The sequence below is a fragment of the Rhodococcus gordoniae genome, from assembly GCF_001646655.1.
GTDB classification, from domain to species: Bacteria; Actinomycetota; Actinomycetes; order Mycobacteriales; family Mycobacteriaceae; genus Rhodococcus; species Rhodococcus gordoniae.
This window is the reverse complement of the sequence record NZ_LPZN01000044.1, coordinates 44,528-62,692: the sequence shown is the minus strand read 5'-3', so window position 1 is coordinate 62,692 and position 18,165 is coordinate 44,528. Positions and strand designations below refer to the sequence as shown.

Annotated in this window: 18 protein-coding genes and 1 tRNA gene; 12 read left to right on the top strand and 7 right to left on the bottom strand. The window is 66.5% G+C overall.

From position 1 onward, the window contains the following. From A8G18_RS15915 to A8G18_RS15905, 3 genes are read right to left on the bottom strand one after another with little or no spacing between them, the layout of a single operon-like run. Positions 1-684 (bottom strand): PIG-L deacetylase family protein, encoded by a 684-nt coding sequence (locus tag A8G18_RS15915; protein ID WP_064064712.1) that lies wholly within the window; start codon positions 682-684, stop codon positions 1-3. Beyond that, positions 651-1,445, bottom strand: a complete 795-nt coding sequence (locus A8G18_RS15910) for a glycosyltransferase family protein (RefSeq protein WP_064064628.1) — start codon at positions 1,443-1,445, stop codon at positions 651-653. The genes A8G18_RS15915 and A8G18_RS15910 overlap by 34 nt, the downstream gene beginning before the upstream one ends. After that, the gene (locus tag A8G18_RS15905) at positions 1,442-2,698 is read right to left on the bottom strand and encodes a class I SAM-dependent methyltransferase (protein ID WP_064064627.1); all 1,257 of its coding nucleotides are present in this window, start codon (positions 2,696-2,698) and stop codon (positions 1,442-1,444) included. The genes A8G18_RS15910 and A8G18_RS15905 overlap by 4 nt, the downstream gene beginning before the upstream one ends. Before the next feature lie 241 nt (positions 2,699-2,939). Here A8G18_RS15905 and A8G18_RS15900 point away from each other — a divergent pair, with 241 nt between their 5' ends. The 11 genes from A8G18_RS15900 (at position 2,940) to A8G18_RS15850 (ending at position 13,743) form a co-directional block, all read left to right on the top strand. Then, positions 2,940-3,401 (top strand): GyrI-like domain-containing protein, encoded by a 462-nt coding sequence (locus tag A8G18_RS15900; protein ID WP_064064626.1) that lies wholly within the window; start codon positions 2,940-2,942, stop codon positions 3,399-3,401. Further along, positions 3,401-3,826 (top strand): hypothetical protein, encoded by a 426-nt coding sequence (locus A8G18_RS15895; RefSeq protein ID WP_016934842.1) that lies wholly within the window; start codon positions 3,401-3,403, stop codon positions 3,824-3,826. Before A8G18_RS15900 ends, A8G18_RS15895 begins: the two co-directional genes overlap by 1 nt. A 69-nt stretch (positions 3,827-3,895) precedes the next feature. Then, entirely contained in the window at positions 3,896-4,639 is a 744-nt protein-coding gene (locus A8G18_RS15890) for a hypothetical protein (RefSeq protein ID WP_064064625.1), read from the top strand. Beyond that, positions 4,636-6,798 carry an Rv1355c family protein gene (locus tag A8G18_RS15885; RefSeq protein WP_064064624.1) on the top strand — a complete coding sequence of 721 codons (2,163 nt, stop codon included), beginning with the start codon at positions 4,636-4,638 and terminating at the stop codon, positions 6,796-6,798. The genes A8G18_RS15890 and A8G18_RS15885 overlap by 4 nt, the downstream gene beginning before the upstream one ends. 18 nt (positions 6,799-6,816) lie before the next feature. After that, positions 6,817-8,739: a putative bifunctional diguanylate cyclase/phosphodiesterase gene (locus A8G18_RS15880; protein WP_064064623.1), complete on the top strand. Its 1,923-nt coding sequence runs from the start codon at positions 6,817-6,819 to the stop codon at positions 8,737-8,739. A gap of 265 nt (positions 8,740-9,004) precedes the next feature. Next, positions 9,005-9,727 carry a lytic transglycosylase domain-containing protein gene (locus A8G18_RS15875; RefSeq protein WP_016934316.1) on the top strand — a complete coding sequence of 241 codons (723 nt, stop codon included), beginning with the start codon at positions 9,005-9,007 and terminating at the stop codon, positions 9,725-9,727. A 116-nt stretch (positions 9,728-9,843) separates the two neighbouring features. Further along, positions 9,844-11,130 carry a phosphopyruvate hydratase gene (eno, locus tag A8G18_RS15870; protein ID WP_016934317.1) on the top strand — a complete coding sequence of 429 codons (1,287 nt, stop codon included), beginning with the start codon at positions 9,844-9,846 and terminating at the stop codon, positions 11,128-11,130. An 8-nt stretch (positions 11,131-11,138) separates the two neighbouring features. Beyond that, complete coding sequence (locus A8G18_RS15865; protein WP_064064622.1) at positions 11,139-11,846, top strand: FtsB family cell division protein; 708 nt, start codon at positions 11,139-11,141, stop codon at positions 11,844-11,846. Then, on the top strand, positions 11,843-12,370 hold the full coding sequence (locus tag A8G18_RS15860; protein WP_064064621.1) for a DUF501 domain-containing protein: 528 nt from the start codon (positions 11,843-11,845) through the stop codon (positions 12,368-12,370). The genes A8G18_RS15865 and A8G18_RS15860 overlap by 4 nt, the downstream gene beginning before the upstream one ends. Then, a complete protein-coding gene (locus tag A8G18_RS15855) occupies positions 12,367-13,311 on the top strand; it encodes a Ppx/GppA phosphatase family protein (RefSeq protein ID WP_064064620.1) in 945 nt (314 codons plus the stop codon). The genes A8G18_RS15860 and A8G18_RS15855 overlap by 4 nt, the downstream gene beginning before the upstream one ends. Before the next feature lie 228 nt (positions 13,312-13,539). After that, positions 13,540-13,743, top strand: coding sequence for a cold-shock protein (locus tag A8G18_RS15850; RefSeq protein WP_016932996.1), 204 nt, complete (start codon positions 13,540-13,542; stop codon positions 13,741-13,743). Between the two features lie 88 nt (positions 13,744-13,831). Here the strand turns inward: A8G18_RS15850 and A8G18_RS15845 are convergent, their stop codons facing one another. Continuing rightward, entirely contained in the window at positions 13,832-15,085 is a 1,254-nt protein-coding gene (locus A8G18_RS15845; RefSeq protein ID WP_064064619.1) for a lipase family protein, read from the bottom strand. Between the two features lie 235 nt (positions 15,086-15,320). Here A8G18_RS15845 and A8G18_RS15840 point away from each other — a divergent pair. Next, positions 15,321-15,394: transfer RNA gene (locus A8G18_RS15840), tRNA-Leu, on the top strand. A 211-nt stretch (positions 15,395-15,605) separates the two neighbouring features. Here the strand turns inward: A8G18_RS15840 and A8G18_RS15835 are convergent. The 3 genes from A8G18_RS15835 to A8G18_RS15825 are packed head-to-tail and all read right to left on the bottom strand — an operon-like array spanning position 15,606 to position 18,149. Further along, positions 15,606-16,376, bottom strand: coding sequence for an ABC transporter ATP-binding protein (locus tag A8G18_RS15835; RefSeq protein ID WP_064064711.1), 771 nt, complete (start codon positions 16,374-16,376; stop codon positions 15,606-15,608). Next, entirely contained in the window at positions 16,373-17,158 is a 786-nt protein-coding gene (locus tag A8G18_RS15830; protein ID WP_064064618.1) for an ABC transporter permease, read from the bottom strand. Before A8G18_RS15830 ends, A8G18_RS15835 begins: the two co-directional genes overlap by 4 nt. Beyond that, on the bottom strand, positions 17,136-18,149 hold the full coding sequence (locus A8G18_RS15825; protein WP_064064617.1) for an ABC transporter substrate-binding protein: 1,014 nt from the start codon (positions 18,147-18,149) through the stop codon (positions 17,136-17,138). Before A8G18_RS15825 ends, A8G18_RS15830 begins: the two co-directional genes overlap by 23 nt. Between the last annotated feature and the right edge of the window lie 16 nt (positions 18,150-18,165).

Genomic DNA, 18,165 nt, shown 5'->3' with positions numbered 1-18,165 from the left:
TCACGCCTTTCCGAAATGGACGACGGCCTTCTCCAGCACGAACGCCTCGGCGTGTGGGCGCCGGCACTGCACGCCGCGAAGCCGGGACAGGCCGAGGAACGCCTGTTCGTCGAACCAGTCGTGCTCGATCTGGGACGGGTAGTACTTGAGCAGGATTCGTGTTTTCTCTTCCGCGACCTTGCGGGGGAGCGCATGGTAGATCGCGGGCCGAGGAGTGTCGTTCTCCCACTTGATGATTTCGTAACCGAGAATGAGATGGTCGCGGAATACGGTGGGAACCAACTCGGCAAGCAGTCGATGATCCTGGTGGGCGTCCCCTCGGTGCGGTGCGAAAACCACGTCCGGCGTGCACGTGTGCCGGAAGGCCTCGAGGGCGAACTTGATCGCCTCCCAGTAGCCGGGTGCGCGACCGTCGGGGATGTCGAGGACGGTGATCTCGAGCTCGGCTCCGGGACAGAGCGCCTTCAGCGCGTGCCGCTCCTCGATCTCGCGTGCCGAATCCTCGCCGGAGAGCACGAACGCGTGAACGCGCACGGAACCGGGTGCCTGGGCGGCGAGGGTCAGCAGCGTGCCCCCGAGGCCGATCGCGATGTCGTCACAGTGCGCCCCCAGGACCGCAATCTCCCGGATGTCGCCCGTGTGCAACTCGATCACGGGGTCACCGCCGGGCGGGCCGACTCCCATACGGTCCAGGGGTGGATGCCACGAGCGTAGTTGTCGTCCAGTTCCGCACGCTCCTTGAACGTGTCCGCCGGTTTCCAGAACCCACTGTGCCGATAGCCGTACAACCGGCCCTGGCCGGCGAGTGCGCCGCAGACGTCGGCCACCAGATCGCCGCCGGGGGGAAGGAGATCGAAGATCGCCTGGCTCAGGACGAAGTACCCGCCGTTCTCCCAGATGGGGAACCTGCTCACAGGAACGATTTCCTTGATCTCGCCGTTCTCCGCTACGTCGACGCAATGGAACGACGACTGCGGAGGTACGACCAACATCGAGGCCGTAGCGCCCGACCGATGGTAACGATCGATCATCTCGTCGAGCGGGGCGTCGGTGAGGACGTCCGCGTAGTTGGCGAGGAAGTACTCGTCTCCCTCGAGGTGCCGGCGGACACGGCGGAGACGTTCACCGATCGCCGACTCGAGTCCGGTGTCGACGAAAGTGATCCGCCAGTCGCTGATGTCGGTGCTGAGGCAGTCGACGGTGTTGTCGTGGAGGATGAAATCGTTCGATTGCTCCTCGTGGTAGTCGAGGAAGAAATTCTTGATCTCGGACGCTCCGTACCCCAGGCACAGGATGAACTCCTTGTGACCGAAGTGCGCGTAGTACCGCATGATATGCCACAGGATCGGCCGGGGGCCTACCATCTGCATGGGCTTGGGAATCTGGTCGTTCCGATCGTTACGCATGCGCATGCCGTAGCCACCGCAGAACAGTACAACCTTCATGATGTTGTCCTCCAGGACAGTTCGGGTTCGCCGATGGTCGTGTGAATGGTGGGGAGTGGCAGGACGAGGCGTCCCTTCCACTCCGCGATATACGCGAGCTGGCGGGTCAGTTCGGGCTCGAGGTTCCAGGGCAACGCGAGGACGACGTCCGGCCGGTCCTGGGCGATCCGCTCGACGGGCTCGATCGGGATCCGCGTCCCCGGCGTGAAACGTCCGTGCTTGTACGGATTCCGATCGACGGTATAGGACAAGAGATCCGGTCGGATGCCACAGTAGTTGAGCAGCGTGTTGCCCTTGCCGGGTGCTCCGTAGCCGACGACCGAGAAGCCTTCGTTCCGGCACTGGAGGAGGAAGCGCAGCAGATCGAGGCGTGAGGTGCGTGCGAGCGGTTCGAGCCGGAAATATCCGGTGGGATCGTGTAGCCCTGCGCGCCTTTCGATCTCGAGAATCTCGGCGACGCGCGGACTCGGGTCCTGTGCTGCCCGTTCGGGCCGCGCCCACACACGGATCGAACCCCCGTGGGTGTCGAGCAGTTCCACGTCGACGATCCGGAGGCCCCCGGACGCCAGCGCTCGCGCGGCAGACAGCACCGTGTAGTACTGGAAGTGCTCGTGATAGATCGTGTCGAACTGCCCGAGTGCCACCAGGTTCAGGGCGTGGTGGACCTCGACGCTGAGCCAGCCGTCCTCGGCCATGAGCAGGCGCAGCGCACGCGTGAATCCGACGAGGTCGGGTACGTGAGCGTAGACATTGTTCGCGACGACGAGATCCGCCGGGCCGTGTTCCGTCCGAATATGTTCGGCCAGTTCGATATCGAGGAAACCGGTGTGGGTCGGCACGCCGGCTGCCCTGGCGGCCTCCCCGACATTGACCGACGGTTCGATGCCCAGGCACCGGATGCCGGCGTCCACCGCGTGACGGAGGAGGTAACCGTCGTTGCTCGCGACCTCGACGAGGGTCGAGTCGGGCCGGAGCCGTCCGCTTCCCAGTGCGTCGTGCACGAAGCTTCGAGCGTGATCGACCCACGACTGCGAGAACGAGGAGAAGTAGGCGTACTCGGTGAAGGTGTCCTCCGGCGTGATCAACGCGGGTATCTGCAGCAGCAGGCAGTCCTCACACAGGCGCAGGTGGAGTGGATATGTGCATTCCGGGAGGTCGAGCTGCTCGGCCGTGAGGAATCGTTCACACGGGGGAGTGGCTCCGAGGTCCAGGATGCTGGTCAGGCGGTCCGAACTGCACAGACGGCACTTCATGCAGGTGCCCCCTCGGTGGGAAGAGCGTGTCCGATCTCGAGCCCCGAAATCGATGCCCCAAATAAACCATACCTGGAGAAGGGAAACAAGCTAAAAAAAGACCTTATGTTGGTTTTGCAGAACCTTTGAAACCATCCGTTTCACCCCTTAGGCTCGTACTCGTCCCATTCGATGTGCCGGTGTCGGGCAGTGCACGCGAAGCAGGGGGGGACGATGTAGTCGCGTTTGGAGGTTCTGCCCGATGTCGTTTCAAATCGTGGAACGTCGCGAAACTCTGGTGGCCGGTGTGCCCGTTCGAAGTCCGCGGCGAGCCCTCGGCAAACTTCGTGATCCACACCTCGAAATCGCGTGGTCGGCTGTGCTCAACGGAGACACGTCCGGACCGTTCGCGACCGCGTACACCGATCACGCGGAGGACATAGGGTCCTACTACACACAGACAGTAGGGTTCTGCTGCGAGTCGATCGATGACGTACCCCCCGGCTACGTCATCTCCCGTGTCCCTGCCGGCACCTATGCGAAGTTCTCGGTGGTGGGGAGCCGCTTCACCGATATCTTCGACGACCTGTGGCGGCAGATATGGGATGCCGAAGCGGAGGGGAGGATCATCCGAGCCTTCACCGGGGATTTCGAGTCCTATCCCCACGCATTCGGAATCGACCTGTACGTCGCGATCGTCGTTCCGGGACGCGGGGAGGAGTGATGACTTTCACCGTCGTGAAGGTGGGGCCCTGCCTCATGGGTGGGCTGGTGGTCCCAGGCGCCGAACCGGGTGTCTTCGGGGAATCGGGCAGTTTGACCGATTTCACGCTGGAACGGTTGCGTTCCCGGAAGATCCGCGACCTCGTCGCCGTATTCGTCTGCCATCCGCGGGCAGGGTGGTCCGCGGTCTTCGGGTATCGCCTGGATGATCCGGACGATCTTGTGATCGGAGATTCGATGGTCCGGCTCGGAGAGCGGTACGCCGCCCGCTTCGTGCCCGACGGTCCGTCGCCGGATCCCTACAAGGATCTCTGGCGCCAAGTGGAGATGGCGGAGAAAGAAGGCGCCATCTCACGCACATACGACCAGGAAGTGGCCTACATACCGGAGCGGGGCGAACCCGAGTTGTACATCTCGGTGTTCTGAGAACGCCCGGCCACCGAGCGCGCATCCGTGTCGGGGGCGCTCGGTGGGACGCCGGGGGGAAAGGTCGTCGTGGATCCCCAACCGTTGTTCGCGCACCACACGCTCCATTTCTGGGACGAAGACTCGGGATATCACTTCGTCGCCGCCTCACCGGAGAGTGAACCGGGTTTGTGGTCGCAGTTCCTCGATGGTGCATATGACGCCTACCGGCGTTTCGACGTCGAAGTCGCTCTCGAACACGACCTGATCCGCGACGGAACGTCGACAGCGTTGTTCTTCGTTGCGGTCGCTGTCGACGGCACCGTGCACGGCGGATCACGCGCTCTCGGTCCGTATACGAGCGTGACCGAGTCGCATCCGTTCGTCGAATGGACGGATCCGGCCGCCCGGGCGGAGATCGCCCGCATCCTCGAGCCTTGTATTCCCCATGGTCTCGTCGAGGCCAAGACGGGTTGGGTGGCCGACGACGTTCCGCGGCGTCACGAACTGAGTGCGGGAGTGGCGCGCACGGCGACCTACTTCATGGAACTGCTCGGCGCCAGGTTCCTCCTCGGGACAGCTGCGGACAACGCGTTGGGGATGTGGCGGCGTGCGGAGGCTTGCGTCGTGGATGACGTTCCTCCCACTCCGTATCCGGATGACCGTTATCGCACACGGATGTTGTTGTGGGATCTCGCGTGTTGCGATGCGTCCAGAAGGAGCAGAGAAATCGAGAAACTCCTGTCTTCCCGCACGATCCCGGGGTGGTGGAACCTCTCACGGTCGCATCGGAGGATCGACGATCGGAGAGAATCGAACGGGGGGGTGCCGTGAACGTCCGCGAACCGCGTTTCGAGGCAGTTCTCCTGGCGGAGGATTGCGACGAGGACATGGTCGAGTTCGAACGACTGCAGGGCCGGGGAATCACCCTGGAGGATCGACTCGACGAACAGCTCGCGGGTCTGGCGGCGCTCGGGTCCGGCGTCGACAACGACGGCGCGCCAGGCGAATATATCCACGACGAAGCCGCTCGGTGGGCCTACTACCCCTGGCGCGAGGTAGCGGTCCGGGTCCTCGGTCCTGCCGGTTTCGACCGTCTCCGGCTCGACCGTAACCGCAACAAGATCACGGCGGAGGAACAGGCACGTCTCCGATCCGCCGCCGTCGGGGTGGTCGGACTGAGTGTAGGGCACACGGTGGCGTACACCTTGGCGTTGGAAGGTGCCTGCGGTGTACTGCGGCTCGCCGACCACGACATCCTGGAACTGTCCAACCTGAACAGGATTCCCGCCTCGGTCCTGGACCTCGGGGTGAACAAGGCTGTGATCGCCGCGCGGCGCATCGCAGAGCTGGACCCCTACCTGCCGGTCGAGGTGTGGACGGAGGGGGTGACGCCCGAGTCGGTCGAGGACTTCTTCGAAGGACTCGACCTGGTGATCGACGAGTGCGATTCGTTCGATGTGAAGTTGTCGATCCGGACGTGCGCGGCACGACGACGAGTTCCCGTCGTGATGCACACCAGCGATCGTGGGCTGCTCGACGTCGAGCGGTTCGATCTCGATGGCGAACAGCAACCGTTTCACGGGTTGCTCGGCGACCTCGATCCGGAGACGTTGAGAACGCTGTCGAATCGGGACAAAGTCCCGTACGTACTGAGATTGCTCGACGCGAAGCAGATCTCCGAACGGCTTGCAGCCTCACTTCTCGAGGTAGGGGAATCGCTGGAAGCGTGGCCGCAACTCGGTGCAGACGTCGGCCTCGGTGGCGTCACTGTCGCGACTGCGGTGCGCGGGATCGTCCTCGGCGGTTCCGTCGCTTCCGGTCGGTGCCGAGTCGACCTCGACCTTCGTCTCACTGTGCCCGAGCCACAGTTTCCGGTCCCAACGGAGCCGGAGACAACACAGCCGAACGAGAACACCTGGTCGGACTCGGTCGCTGCCGTCGTCGACGCCGCGACCCGGGCACCGTCCGGAGGAAATTCGCAGCCGTGGACGATCGTCGTCGAACCGACACGGCTGACCTTCGCGCTCGCCACCGAACCCGAACCGGTACTGATGGATCTGTATCGCCGAGGCAGTTGCGTTGCGCTCGGAGCCGCCCTCCACAATGCTCGAGTGGCCGCAGCCGCCCACGGGATTCTGGGTCCGCATACGGTGGTCGATGGTCCTGACGAAGCTCGGCCGGGCATTCCGCTCGCCCGGCTGGAGCTGGGAACCGGTTCGGATCACGAATTCGCGGCGTTCTACGGACCGATGCTCGCCCGCGCCACCAACAGATTCCCCAGTGATGATCACACGATCACGCACGGCGAGCTCGAAGCGATGCACGCAGCCGCCGATCTCGTCGACGGACGCATCCGGATCCTCACAGGCAGCAACGATCTCGCCGCGATCGCAGAGATCTTGTCGGAGTCGGACCGCGTGCGGTATCTGGACAGGCCGCTCCGGACCGAGATGATCGGCGAACTGCGATGGCCGGGCGACTCCCACCCGGAAAGCGGAATCGAGGTGGTCTCTCTCGGGCTCGACACGGCGGAGTCGGCCATGCTCGAGGTCGTACTGCGGCACGATGCTCTCGACCGGCTCGGCGAGTGGGGGCTCGGGGGTGGTCTCGGGAAGATGACCCGCGACCGAGTGCTGGGAAGCGCGGGACTCGTCGCAGTGTTCACCGACAGGCGCTCGGGGGCGGACTACATCCGTGCCGGTGCGACCGTCGAGAGTGTGTGGATCGCGGCCCAGGCGGTCGGCTTGGCCGTTCAGCCCGTATCTCCGATCTTCCTGTATGCCGATACGCGAGCCGACTTCGAGCGATTGAGCCGTGACCATTCCGACGTTCTACAGGTGTTGCAGCGGAACTTCGCCGATATGCTGCAGGTGGACGAGGACGATGGGATCGCCCTCTTGTTGCGTATCGGTCGGACGACTGCGGGCCCGGTCCGTAGCAGGCGTCGCGCCGATCGTGTCCTGCGCGCCGACGGACTTCTCCTGCGGTGACCCGACGACGGAGACATCATGCCCGATGGCAAGAGGACCCTCGAAAGTCTGGTCACCCGGATTGCGGCGCGGCTCATGCCCGCAGATGCTGCATCCCACGACCGGGTCGTCCGTCTCGTGCTGCGCGATCTGGTCGAGTTCCTCGGCGTCGATACGTGCTTCCTTCGCTACAACGACCATGACATCGGCGCGACGATTCTGGTGGCGGAGTGGCCACCCCGCGAACACGTACCGGATCCGGATCCTTTGGGAGTGGTCTACTTCCACAGTGCAGACCCCGTCATGGCCGCAGCCCAGGACATGAAGGAACCGTTGTTGACCGAGGGGAACGATACGAACGGTCTGCAGGCGGGGAAGGACACGCAGGGTTATGCCGACCGGGTGTTCGCCGCCTCCGGGATGTCCGGTGTGTCGTTGGCGGCGGTCCCGCTCGTGTCCGGCCGGATCACGACAGGCACATTGGGGCTGGTGAAACAGACGACGCGGCCGTGGAGCGAGGAAGAGGTCAACGCCCTGACGCTCATCGCGGCGCTGCTCGCTCAGGTACAGGCACGCATCCGTGCAGAGGAGGATCTCCGGCGGGCGGCCTACCATGACTCGCTCACCGGCCTGGCGAGCCGGCGCGCATTGTTCGAGTATCTCGACAAACGGCTGGAGGACGGCGCTCCCGGTCCCGTGGGAGTGTTGTTCCTCGACCTCGACAGGCTCAAGGCGTTGAACGATTTCCTCGGGCACAAGGCCGCCGATTCGTATCTCTGCCGTATCGCCGATCGCCTCTCCGAGGGAAGTGAGTCCGACGATCTCGTCGCCAGGCTCGGTGGCGACGAGTTCGTGGTCGTACTGTCCGGTCCTTCGTCGCCGGCGGAGGCGACGAAACGGGCGGAAGTGCTGCAGGAGGTGGTGGGGGCATCCGTCGCGCTCGGCGGTCAGACCGTCGGCCGAGGTGTCAGTGTCGGCGTGGCACTCGGAACTCCGGGGCAGGTAGGTTCGGCGACCCTGCTCAGCCGTGCCGACCAGGCGATGATGGTGGTCAAGCGCCAGGGGGGCAACGGTGTCGGCGTGTTCACCGACGACATGAACGAGAAAGGGGACCGGCGCACCATCATCGAGATGAACCTGCGGACATCGATCGACGATGATCACCTGACCTTGGAGTATCAGCCGGAGATCGACCTCCGTACGGGCATGATTCTCGGCGTCGAAGCTTTGGTGAGGTGGAACCACTCGCCGCTGGGGCTTCTCCAGCCGGGAGAGTTCGTCGAGGTCGCCGAATCCACGAATCTTGCCGGCGAACTCGGCGAATGGGTCATCACGCGTGCATGCGCGCAACTGGCGGGATGGAAACGTGAGATTCCGGGACTGCGAATCACCATGAGCGTCAACGTTTCACCGGTCCAATTGGTGTCGCTGGATTTCGATGCGACGGTGAAGTCCGTCCTTCGACGCTACGATCTGGAAGGTTCGGAGTTGTGCTTGGAGATCACCGAGAACGTCGTTGTCGGTGACCTCCAACGGACGAGGGACACCCTGCGACGGCTCGAGAGGCTCGGAGTCCGAGTCGCGATCGACGATTTCGGTACGGGATACAGTTCGCTGGGGCATCTGAAGTCCCTCCCCGTGGACACTCTGAAGATCGACCGGGGCTTCGTGCAGAATCTCGATCACAGCGAGGAAGATCGGGTCATCGTCGATTCGATAGTGGGTCTGGCCTCGTCGTTCGGACTTCGAGTCGTTGCGGAAGGAGTCGAGTCGACAGGAGCGGTGAGAGAACTTCTGGATCTGGGTTGTGTGCGCGCTCAAGGATTTTTGCTGAGTCGGCCCGCGACCCCGGATCGACTCGTGGGGATGCTCCGTGCCGGCAGGATCCGGCTGCCCTGGAGTCCGGAAGGTGGGGTAGGGGCAAGAAGGTCCATGGCACGGCGATGCCGGGAACCGTTCTGAAAGTTGGTTATTGTGCTATAAAAAATCTTAAGGTATGTTTTTGACGGCAGGATGCTCCGGCTCCGACGCAGGGTTCTCGTCGACTCGTGCTGAGCGCAACGGTGCGTCTCGGGAATCTCCGGGGGAGTCCGTCCCCTCGCGGACTCCACCTTCCCGACCGGTGCCGGCGGTCTTCGGGGGACTGTCGGCGCCGGCCTGCTCTTTCTCCCGTGTGGAAGATGGAAGGGTGCCGTCCGATCGAGAACCCCGACGCTGGCTGTGGCCGGTGGTCCTGTTCAGTGCGCTGATCGCCGTCGTCTTCGTGGCGGTCGAGTCCGCCCTGCACTCACCTCGGCAGCCGTCCGTCGAGATCCCCGACGGTGTCCCCCCGGCGCCCGGCCTCCCCGTCCCACCCATCGATGTGAACGGTCCCGGCCGCACGGCCGCGCAACTCGCCGACTGGGCCGAACCCCAATCGCGGGAGCTGGGCATCCCCGTCACCGCCCTCGAGGCGTACGGGCACGCGGCGGTCGTCCTGGCCGTCGGCACGCCGGGTTGCGGCCTGTCGTGGACGACCCTCGCCGGGATCGGCAACGTGGAGAGCAGCCACGGCCGGTTCGGCGGCGCGTCCCTCGCACCCGACGGCAGCGTCTCTCCTCCCATCCGGGGTGTCCCGCTCGACGGCACCCGGGGCAACGCCGAGATCCGCGACACCGACGGGGGCCGACTCGACGGCGACCCGGTCCTCGACCGGGCGGTCGGGCCGATGCAGTTCATCCCCGAGACCTGGGAGAGGTGGGGAGTCGACGCGAACGGCGACGGGATCGCCGACCCCGACAACATCGACGACGCGGCCCTGGCCGCGGGCCGCTATCTGTGCGATCGCGGTGGCGACCTGACCACCGCGGAGGGGTGGACGAACGCCCTGATGGCCTACAACCGGTCCACCGAGTACCTCATGCTCGTCCGCGACCGCGCCGCCGCCTACGGGGTGGGAGTGCGGCCGTAGACGGCACCGCGCCGGGCCTCGGGCGCGCCTGTGCCTCACACGCAGGTCGCGACCGTTAGGCTGTCCCCAGCGTGCAGACACCGCAGCGTGAAAGTCCATCGAAGGAGAATCAGCCAGTGGCCATCATTGAGCAGGTAGGAGCCCGCGAAATCCTCGACTCCCGTGGCAACCCCACGGTCGAGGTCGAGGTGCTGCTCGAGGACGGAAGTTTCGCCCGCGCTGCAGTGCCGTCGGGCGCCTCCACCGGCGAGCACGAGGCCGTGGAGCTGCGTGACGGCGGCGAGCGTTACCTCGGCAAGGGCGTCGAGAAGGCCGTCGAGGCTGTCCTCGCCGAGATCGGCCCGGCCATCATCGGCCTCGATGCCACCGAGCAGCGCACCGTCGACCAGGCGCTCCTCGACGCCGACGGCACCCCCGACAAGGGCCGTCTCGGCGCGAACGCCCTCCTCGGCGCGTCGCTCGCCGTCGCGAAGGCCGGCGCGGAGTCGTCCGGGCTCGAGCTGTTCCGCTACGTCGGCGGCCCGAACGCCCACATCCTCCCCGTTCCGATGATGAACATCCTCAACGGTGGCGCCCACGCCGACACCGGCGTCGACGTCCAGGAGTTCATGGTCGCGCCGATCGGCGCCCCGACCTTCAAGGAATCCCTCCGCTGGGGTGCCGAGGTCTACCACTCCCTCAAGTCCGTGCTCAAGAGCAAGGGCCTGGCCACCGGCCTCGGCGACGAGGGCGGCTTCGCCCCCGACGTCGCGGGCACCAAGGCCGCGCTCGACCTGATCAGCGAGGCCATCGCCAAGACCGGCCTGAAGCTGGGCAGCGATGTCGCGCTCGCGCTGGACGTCGCGGCCACCGAGTTCTACACCGAAGGCACCGGCTACGCCTTCGAGGGCCGGAACCGGACGGCCGCCGAGATGGGCGCCTTCTACGCCGAGCTGCTCGGCCAGTACCCGCTGGTCTCCATCGAGGATCCGCTCAGCGAGGACGACTGGGAGGGCTGGGTCGCGCTCACCGAGGCGATCGGCGACAAGATCCAGCTCGTCGGCGACGACCTGTTCGTCACCAACCCGGAGCGCCTCGAGGACGGCATCGTCCGTGGCGCCGCGAACGCGCTGCTCGTGAAGGTCAACCAGATCGGCACCCTCACCGAGACCCTCGACGCCGTCGACCTCGCGCACCGCAACGGCTACAAGACGATGATGAGCCACCGGTCCGGCGAGACCGAGGACACCATCATCGCCGATCTCGCCGTCGCCGTCGGCAGCGGACAGATCAAGACCGGCGCGCCCGCCCGGTCCGAGCGTGTCGCGAAGTACAACCAGCTGCTGCGCATCGAGGAGTCCCTCGGTGACGTCGCTCGCTACGCCGGCGAGCTCGCCTTCCCGCGGTTCTCCGTCGAGGGCTGACCGGCGGCATGAGTCAGCGCGGTAGATCCCGTCCCGGCGCGAGGCGTATCCGCACCGAGGGTGTGCCCGGTGCCCGGCGTCCGGGCCGGGCCCGGCCCGCGGGATCTACCGCCCCGGCCGAGCACTCGGCCGAGAACGCGGGTGCCCGGCCTGCCGGCCGCGAGGACCCCGTTCATTCGTCGCCCGGTCGCGGCCGACCGGGCGGTTCCGGGCGAGCCCGGCCCACGCGGGTCGGTGCGCCCCGCGACTCCCGCCGCCCCCGCACCGAACGCACCGTCCTGGGCCTGTCCACCGGTCGCGCCGTGGTGCTCGCCCTCGTCGTGTGCGGTCTCGCCCTCACCCTCGCGGTGCCGCTGCGCACCTACGTGAGCCAGCGCTCCGAAGCCGAACAACTCGCGGCCGAACGCGTGCAGCTCGAACAGGCGATCGCGGCCCTCGAGGAGCAGAAGGCCCGCATGGAGGACCCGGCCTGGGTCCGCGCCCAGGCCCGTGAGCGGCTGCGGTTCGTCGTGCCCGGTGAGACCCCCTATCAGGTGCAGCTTCCGGGTGACGCTCCACCCGAACGCGAGGAGCGCGAACCCGAACGGCCGACGACCGGCGCCTGGTACAGCGACCTGTGGTTGTCGGTATCCGAGCCGGCACCCGAACCCCTGCCCGAACCCGTGCCGCAGCAGATGCCTGTGGCACCCCCAGAACCAGGAGATGTCCCCGGGTGACCGATCCAGTCACGCAAGAAGACCTCGACGCCGTCGCCGCCCAGCTCGGGCGCGAACCCCGCGGGGTCCTGGCCATCGCCTACCGTTGCCCCGACGGTGCGCCCGGAGTGGTGAAGACCGCGCCCAAGCTGCCCGACGGCACGCCCTTCCCGACGCTCTACTACCTCACCGACCCGCGCCTCACGGCCGAGGCGAGCCGGCAGGAATCCGCCGGGGTCATGAGGGAGATGACCGAGCGTCTCGGTGCCGACGAGGAGCTGGCCGCGGCCTATCAGCGCGCTCACGAGTCGTACCTGGCCGAGCGCGATGCGATCGAGTCGCTCGGCACCGACTTCACCGGCGGCGGCATGCCCGAGCGCGTCAAATGCCTGCACGTGCTCATCGCGCACTCGCTGGCCACGGGGCCGGGTGTCAATCCGCTCGGCGACGAATCCGTCGCACTCGCCGCCGATGCGGGTCTGCGCGGTACCGCGATTCCCGCCGACTGGCCCACCTACGCCGAGCTACGCGGAGAAGAGCAGTGAGGGTCGCGGGAATCGACTGCGGCACCAACTCCATTCGTCTGCTGATCGCCGACGTTGCGGAGGACGGCGGTCTCACCGACGTCACCCGTCTGATGAAGGTCGTGCGGCTCGGCCAGGGCGTCGACGCCACCGGTCGTCTCGCGCCGGAAGCGATCGAACGCACGCGGGTCGCGCTGGTGGAGTACGCCGACCTGATCCGCGAGACCGGTGCCGCCGCGGTGCGCATGGTGGCCACCTCCGCGACCCGCGACGCGAGCAACCGCGAGGACTTCTTCGCGATGACCCGCGAGGTGCTCGGTGCCGTGATTCCCGGCGCCGAGGCCGAGGTCATCACCGGCGACGAGGAAGCACGCCTGTCCTTCGCCGGTGCTGTCGGCGAACTCGACTCCGCGCGTGGACCTTTCGTCGTCGTCGACCTCGGAGGCGGGTCCACCGAGGTCGTGCTCGGCGACGCCGCCGGAGTGCACGCCGCCTACTCCACCGACATAGGCTGCGTGCGTCTCACCGAACGGTGCCTCCACGACGACCCGCCGACCGCCGAGCAGGTCGCTGCGGCACGGGAGGTCGCGGAGGGCAAGATTCGCGAAGCACTCGAGCGGGTGCCGGTCGACCAGGCACACACCTGGGTGGGTGTCGCGGGCACCATGACCACCCTCGCCGCGCTCGCTCTCGAACTCGACGAGTACGACTCGGAGAAGATCCACCTGTCGTCGGTGCCGTTCGACCGCCTGCGCGAGGTGTGCGACGGTCTCGTCGCCGCGACTCGCGAGAAGCGCGCGGCGCTCGGTCCCATGCATCCCGGCCGCGTCGACGTCATCGGCGGTGGCTCGATCATCACCACCGTCCTCGCCGAGGAACTGGGACGTCGAGCGGGCATCACCGAGCTGGTCGTGAGCGAGCACGACATCCTCGACGGCATCGCCCTGTCCGTCGCCCACTAGTCTTCGATTCGGGTGGCGTCAGCCCCGCCTTCCGGGGCTCGATCCACCCGAATCGGCGAATGTGTGGTTGACTGTGTCTCGGTCGAAGTTTTTGTTCGCGTCTTACCCACGCTCGCAAATCCTTGTTGCGGGCGGTTGGTTCTCCTTTCGGAAGTCACCGCATGTGATGGCGGCCTCGCTCTACCGAACACTCGGCGGAGCTCGACTACACGACAGAAGGAGACAGACATGGCAGAGGGAATCGTGAAGTGGTTCAACGCCGACAAGGGATTCGGCTTCATCGCCCCCGAGGACGGCAGCGCTGACGTGTTCGCGCACTACTCGGAGATCCAGTCGGGCGGCTACCGCAGCCTCGACGAGAACCAGCGCGTGCGTTTCGAGATCGGTCAGGGCGCCAAGGGCCCCCAGGCCACCGGAATCACCGTGATCTGATTCGATCTCCCGTCCCCACTGGGGATTCGAGACATCATCAGGCCCGCCTCGTCATTCGAGGCGGGCCTGACGCATGTACGGAGGTCGGTCAGATCGTCCCGCAATTCGACGACGGCGCAGTGCCGGCGAACCGGCCGTCGAGGAAGTCGAGCGCGCCGGGCAGGCCGATCACGGCAGCGGTGATGTGGTCGGCGCTCGGAACCGGTTCGGTTCGTACGGGCACCCCAGCGTCGCAGTACCTACGCAGGGTGGCGGAGACGGAATGCAACGGAATCAGCGCATCGGTCGGTGAATGCCATTCGTAGACCGGGGCATTCGGTACCGCCGGAAGCTTCTCGATGCTGTTCTCGTTCAGCACCTCCCGGACGGGCGGGCTGTCGAGCAGGGCCATGCCCACCTCGGCGTCGGCGACGTCGGCGATGCTTCGGCCGGCACCGGCAAGCAGGATCTCGTTGGTGCACGCATTGGCGATCCGGTCGCGCAGTTCCCGGCCCGCCGGATTGAGCTGCTCGCTGATGGGCATGCGGTCGGGGTATTCGCGTTCGAGACCGAGAGCGGCCGCCATCGCCAATCCGAAAGCAGGATGCGCGGATTCGCCGAGTCCCTTCGCCATCTCGCCGATGTCCATGGGAACCCCACCGTAGGCGCTGCCGACGAGGGGGATCTCCGGTGCGTAGGTCGGGGCGAGTGCGGCGGCCATCGCCGTGGCCATCCCGCCACCGGAGTAACCGGCGATGCCGACCGGGCTGTCCGCGAGTCCCAGCGGTGCATGACGCTGCGCGGCCCGGATGCCGTCGAGGGTGATCTGCGCACCGACCTTCGCGGCACCGTAGGCACTGTTCGGTCCGAGATGGTCGGGGACGGCCAGCGACCAGCCGCGCTGGATGGCGATGAGCAGGCCGGGCGACTCCCGGATTCCGCGCATCGGGTTCGTCGCGTACAGCGCGGTCGACGGCGCGCACTCGAGCCCCAGCGCATTGATGATCGCCTGGTACGACACGAGCGGGCGACCCGGCGCTCCTCCTCGCGGTGACAGCACCGTCGTCACGGCGGAGATCGGCGCGCCCGCAGAGTTCGTCGAGCGGAACTTCAGTTGGATCGCGTCGGTGCCGGGGAACCCGAGCGGCGGGGGGACGACGCGGGCGGCGAGGACGTCACCGGGCTGCCGGTCGGCGATGTCGTGCGGGGTGTCGTAGAAGGAGTCGTGCAGGGCTGCGGGATAGACGATGCTCTCGGCGAGGGCCGAGGGTGCGATCGCCAGGCCCGGAGCAACTGCGAACGCTGCGGCGGCGAGCGCGATACCGAGACGCCGGGCCGACGGCCGTGCGGTCCTGAAACCCATACATCGTCCTTCTGTTCGCGCCGGGCCACCACCGGCTGTCCGTTCTGTACGTCTTCCGCAGAATGTCTACCTGTTCGGGGGGTACAAGACAACGAAGGGTGTTCACATCCGGCCGGATCGACCTCCGTAGTCGTGAAGGAGGTCGCCGACAACCCGGATTCGACTACGAAAACATGTTCGAAGATCGCGACCCGGCGCGGTCGCCGGAAGCCCCGAACGCTACTGTGATCCCCACGCCCCTATAGCCCAATTGGCAGAGGCAGCGGACTTAAAATCCGCCGAGTGTCGGTTCGAGTCCGACTGGGGGCACCGGTCGAAGGTCGGTCCTGAGCCACTCGCTACCGTTCTTGCCATCCGCCTCGGCAATTGCCGTAGCGGCTGACGATTCTCGTCGCGGATGGACGTGTGAACCGGAAGTCGACGAGGGCGCACCCGGCCTCTCGCCGGAGAGAAGTCCCCTGCGGCTGCCCATGGCCGGGCACGTGGAGGGTGTCGACCAGTAGATCCCCGAGGCGGGCGACTATCTCGGCGACATCCTCCGCTCCTCCTCACGACGTGAACGATGCAGGACCTCCATCAGTTCGTGCTCGAGCGCCACGAACTCGCTCGACACGCACGTCTCCAACGTTCGCGGCCGGGGCAGGGGCACGTGCACCTCGTGCTGCACGCGGGTCGGACGCGGACCGAGGACGACGACACGGTCGGACAGCAGCACCGCCTCGCGCACATCGTGCGTCACCATCAGCACCGTCCACCGATGCTGCTGCCACACCTCCTGCAGCCACAGCTGCATCTCGGTGCGGGTGAGCGAATCCAGCGCCCCGAACGGCTCGTCGAGCAAGAGCACGTCGCGCCCTTGCAGCACGGTGCGGGCGAGCGACGCGCGTTGACGCATGCCACCCGACAGTTGGTGCGGAGCAGCATCCTCGAAGCCGGACAGGCCGAAGGTCGGCAGCAGCTCGCGGGCGCGGGCTCGGGCGTCGGATCGTCGCACACCCTGCACCTCGAGGCCCAGGGTGCAGTTGTCGAGCACCGTCCGCCACGGGAACAGCAGGTCCTTCTGCGGCATCAGCGCGACCCGTCCGGGCGCGGCGGGACAGTCGCCGATGAGAACCTCACCGGCGTCGGGCTGTTCGAGTCCCGCGACGATCGAGAACAGTGTCGACTTGCCGCACCCGCTCGGTCCGATGAAGGACACGAATTCGCCCGGCGCGACGGAACAGTCGATGCCGTCGATCACCGCCCGGTCGCCGTACGCCTTGTGGACCGACGCCACCGTCACTGCACTCATGTCGCATCCTTCGTGAGCGCCCACGGCGCGACCAGCCGTTCGACGACGTACGTCAGCGCGTAAAGCGTGAGCGACAGGACGGCGGTGACCGCCACCGCCGCGAGCACGAGATCGGTTCGGAACGAGTTCTTCTGGGCGCTCATGTAGATGCCCAGACCGGATGTCGCGCCGACGTATTCGGCGAAGACCGCACCGACCACCGCGTAGGTGATGCCGATCCGCAGGGCGGTGAAGAAGCGGGGGAGTGCGCCGGGCAGGCGCACGTAACGGAACTGCTGCCACCGCGACGCACCCATGCTGCGCAGCAACGCTCCCGCTTCCCGGTCGGCCGCCGCGAATCCTTCGAGAAGACCGATGGCGACGGGGAAGAACGTCACCAGCGCGATGACGAGGATCTTCGGCAACAACCCGAAACCGAACCAGATGATCATCAACGGCGCGATCGCGATGATCGGCAGGGTCTGCGACACCACGAACAACGGCACGAAGGCCTGTCGCAACCACGGTGAGAAGTCCACCGCGATCGCGAGAGCCCACGCGAGTGCCAGTGACACGGCGAACCCGACGAGGGTCACCTGCAGCGTGGACCAGGCGTGCCCGGCGATGTCGACGCGATGCACCCACCCCTGCGTGAGAACGCGTGCGGGGGAGGGCAACACCTGCGGGCGGATACCGCTCACCACGACGTACGTCTGCCAGATCCCGACCAGCACCCCGGCGACGAGTACGGCGGGAACGAATCGACGTGCGCGGCCCGTGTTATCGGTCTTCGAGATAGTCATCGGTGACATAGGTCGACCAATCGGGCTCGGTCGTCAACGGGCTGCCGTCGGGTCCGGACAGCAGGCCGTTCTCGTAGAGAAACCGGGCGTAGCCCGACCATTTCCCGGCGTCGAGGACCCCGACGGCACCGGAGGCGTCGCGCATGTACTCGGCGGCGAGCATGCGCTGACTCTCGTAGACGAGTTCCTCGTCGGGGAAGGCACCCGGATTCGCGTCGATCAGGGCGCGTGCCCCGCGATCGGGGTCGTCGGCCGCGATCCGGTAACCCTGGTCCAGAGCCTGCACGAAAGCGCGGGCCTGCTCCGGGTTCTCCGCCATCCAGTCCTCGTTGCCGTCGACGACGATCGCATACGCGTCCGGGAAGCCGTAGTCGGTGAAGCGGAAGTACCGCATCGGCAGGCCGCGGTGCTCTGCCTCGAGACCCTCCCATGCCAGGTACGACACGGTGAAGTCCGCGGTGGACGAGTAGACCGCCTCGTACGAGGACGTTCCGAGCGTCACGTTCTCGAACTCCCCGCGGCCGCCGTCGTTGCGGATCACCTCGGCGAGCATCTCGTCCTCACCGGGGTTCGCGAAGCCCGCGAAGGTCTTGCCGTCGAGATCGGCCGGCCGCGTGATCTCGGCATTGTCGGCCCGCACGGCGATTCCCGTCGCCCAGTGCTGCAGGGGTGCGAGGACCGCGACGGTCCGCGACCCGGCGGCCCTGGCGATGGTGGAGCCGGCGTGCGTGGAGATCCCGAACTCGGCGCTCCCGGCGTCGACGAGGGTGTCGGGCGTCGCATTGTTGTACGGCAGGATCTCGACGTCGAGGCCTGCATCGGTGAACAGCCCCTCCTGCTGCGCCACGTACAGGCCGGTGTGGTTGGTGTTGGGCGTCCAGTCCAACGCGAATCGGATGGTGTCGCTCCCGGAATCGGACGAGCACCCGGTGACCGCGGAGAGTGCGGCGACGAGGGTGAGCAGTCCGGCGAGAGTCCGCCGCGCGTTCACTGCGCGGAGCGGGAGC

What these genes read in the sequence shown, in the direction of transcription:
- A8G18_RS15915 (WP_064064712.1), bottom strand. Translation starts at nt 684, where the DNA reads ATGGGAGTCGGCCCGCCCGGCGGTGACCCCGTGATCGAGTTGCACACG.
- A8G18_RS15910 (WP_064064628.1), bottom strand. Translation starts at nt 1,445, where the DNA reads ATGAAGGTTGTACTGTTCTGCGGTGGCTACGGCATGCGCATGCGTAAC.
- A8G18_RS15865 (WP_064064622.1), top strand. Translation starts at nt 11,139, where the DNA reads ATGAGTCAGCGCGGTAGATCCCGTCCCGGCGCGAGGCGTATCCGCACC.
- A8G18_RS15835 (WP_064064711.1), bottom strand. Translation starts at nt 16,376, where the DNA reads ATGAGTGCAGTGACGGTGGCGTCGGTCCACAAGGCGTACGGCGACCGG.
- A8G18_RS15850 (WP_016932996.1), top strand. Translation starts at nt 13,540, where the DNA reads ATGGCAGAGGGAATCGTGAAGTGGTTCAACGCCGACAAGGGATTCGGC.
- A8G18_RS15895 (WP_016934842.1), top strand. Translation starts at nt 3,401, where the DNA reads ATGACTTTCACCGTCGTGAAGGTGGGGCCCTGCCTCATGGGTGGGCTG.
- A8G18_RS15880 (WP_064064623.1), top strand. Translation starts at nt 6,817, where the DNA reads ATGCCCGATGGCAAGAGGACCCTCGAAAGTCTGGTCACCCGGATTGCG.
- A8G18_RS15830 (WP_064064618.1), bottom strand. Translation starts at nt 17,158, where the DNA reads ATGACTATCTCGAAGACCGATAACACGGGCCGCGCACGTCGATTCGTT.
- A8G18_RS15845 (WP_064064619.1), bottom strand. Translation starts at nt 15,085, where the DNA reads ATGGGTTTCAGGACCGCACGGCCGTCGGCCCGGCGTCTCGGTATCGCG.
- A8G18_RS15905 (WP_064064627.1), bottom strand. Translation starts at nt 2,698, where the DNA reads ATGAAGTGCCGTCTGTGCAGTTCGGACCGCCTGACCAGCATCCTGGAC.
- A8G18_RS15900 (WP_064064626.1), top strand. Translation starts at nt 2,940, where the DNA reads ATGTCGTTTCAAATCGTGGAACGTCGCGAAACTCTGGTGGCCGGTGTG.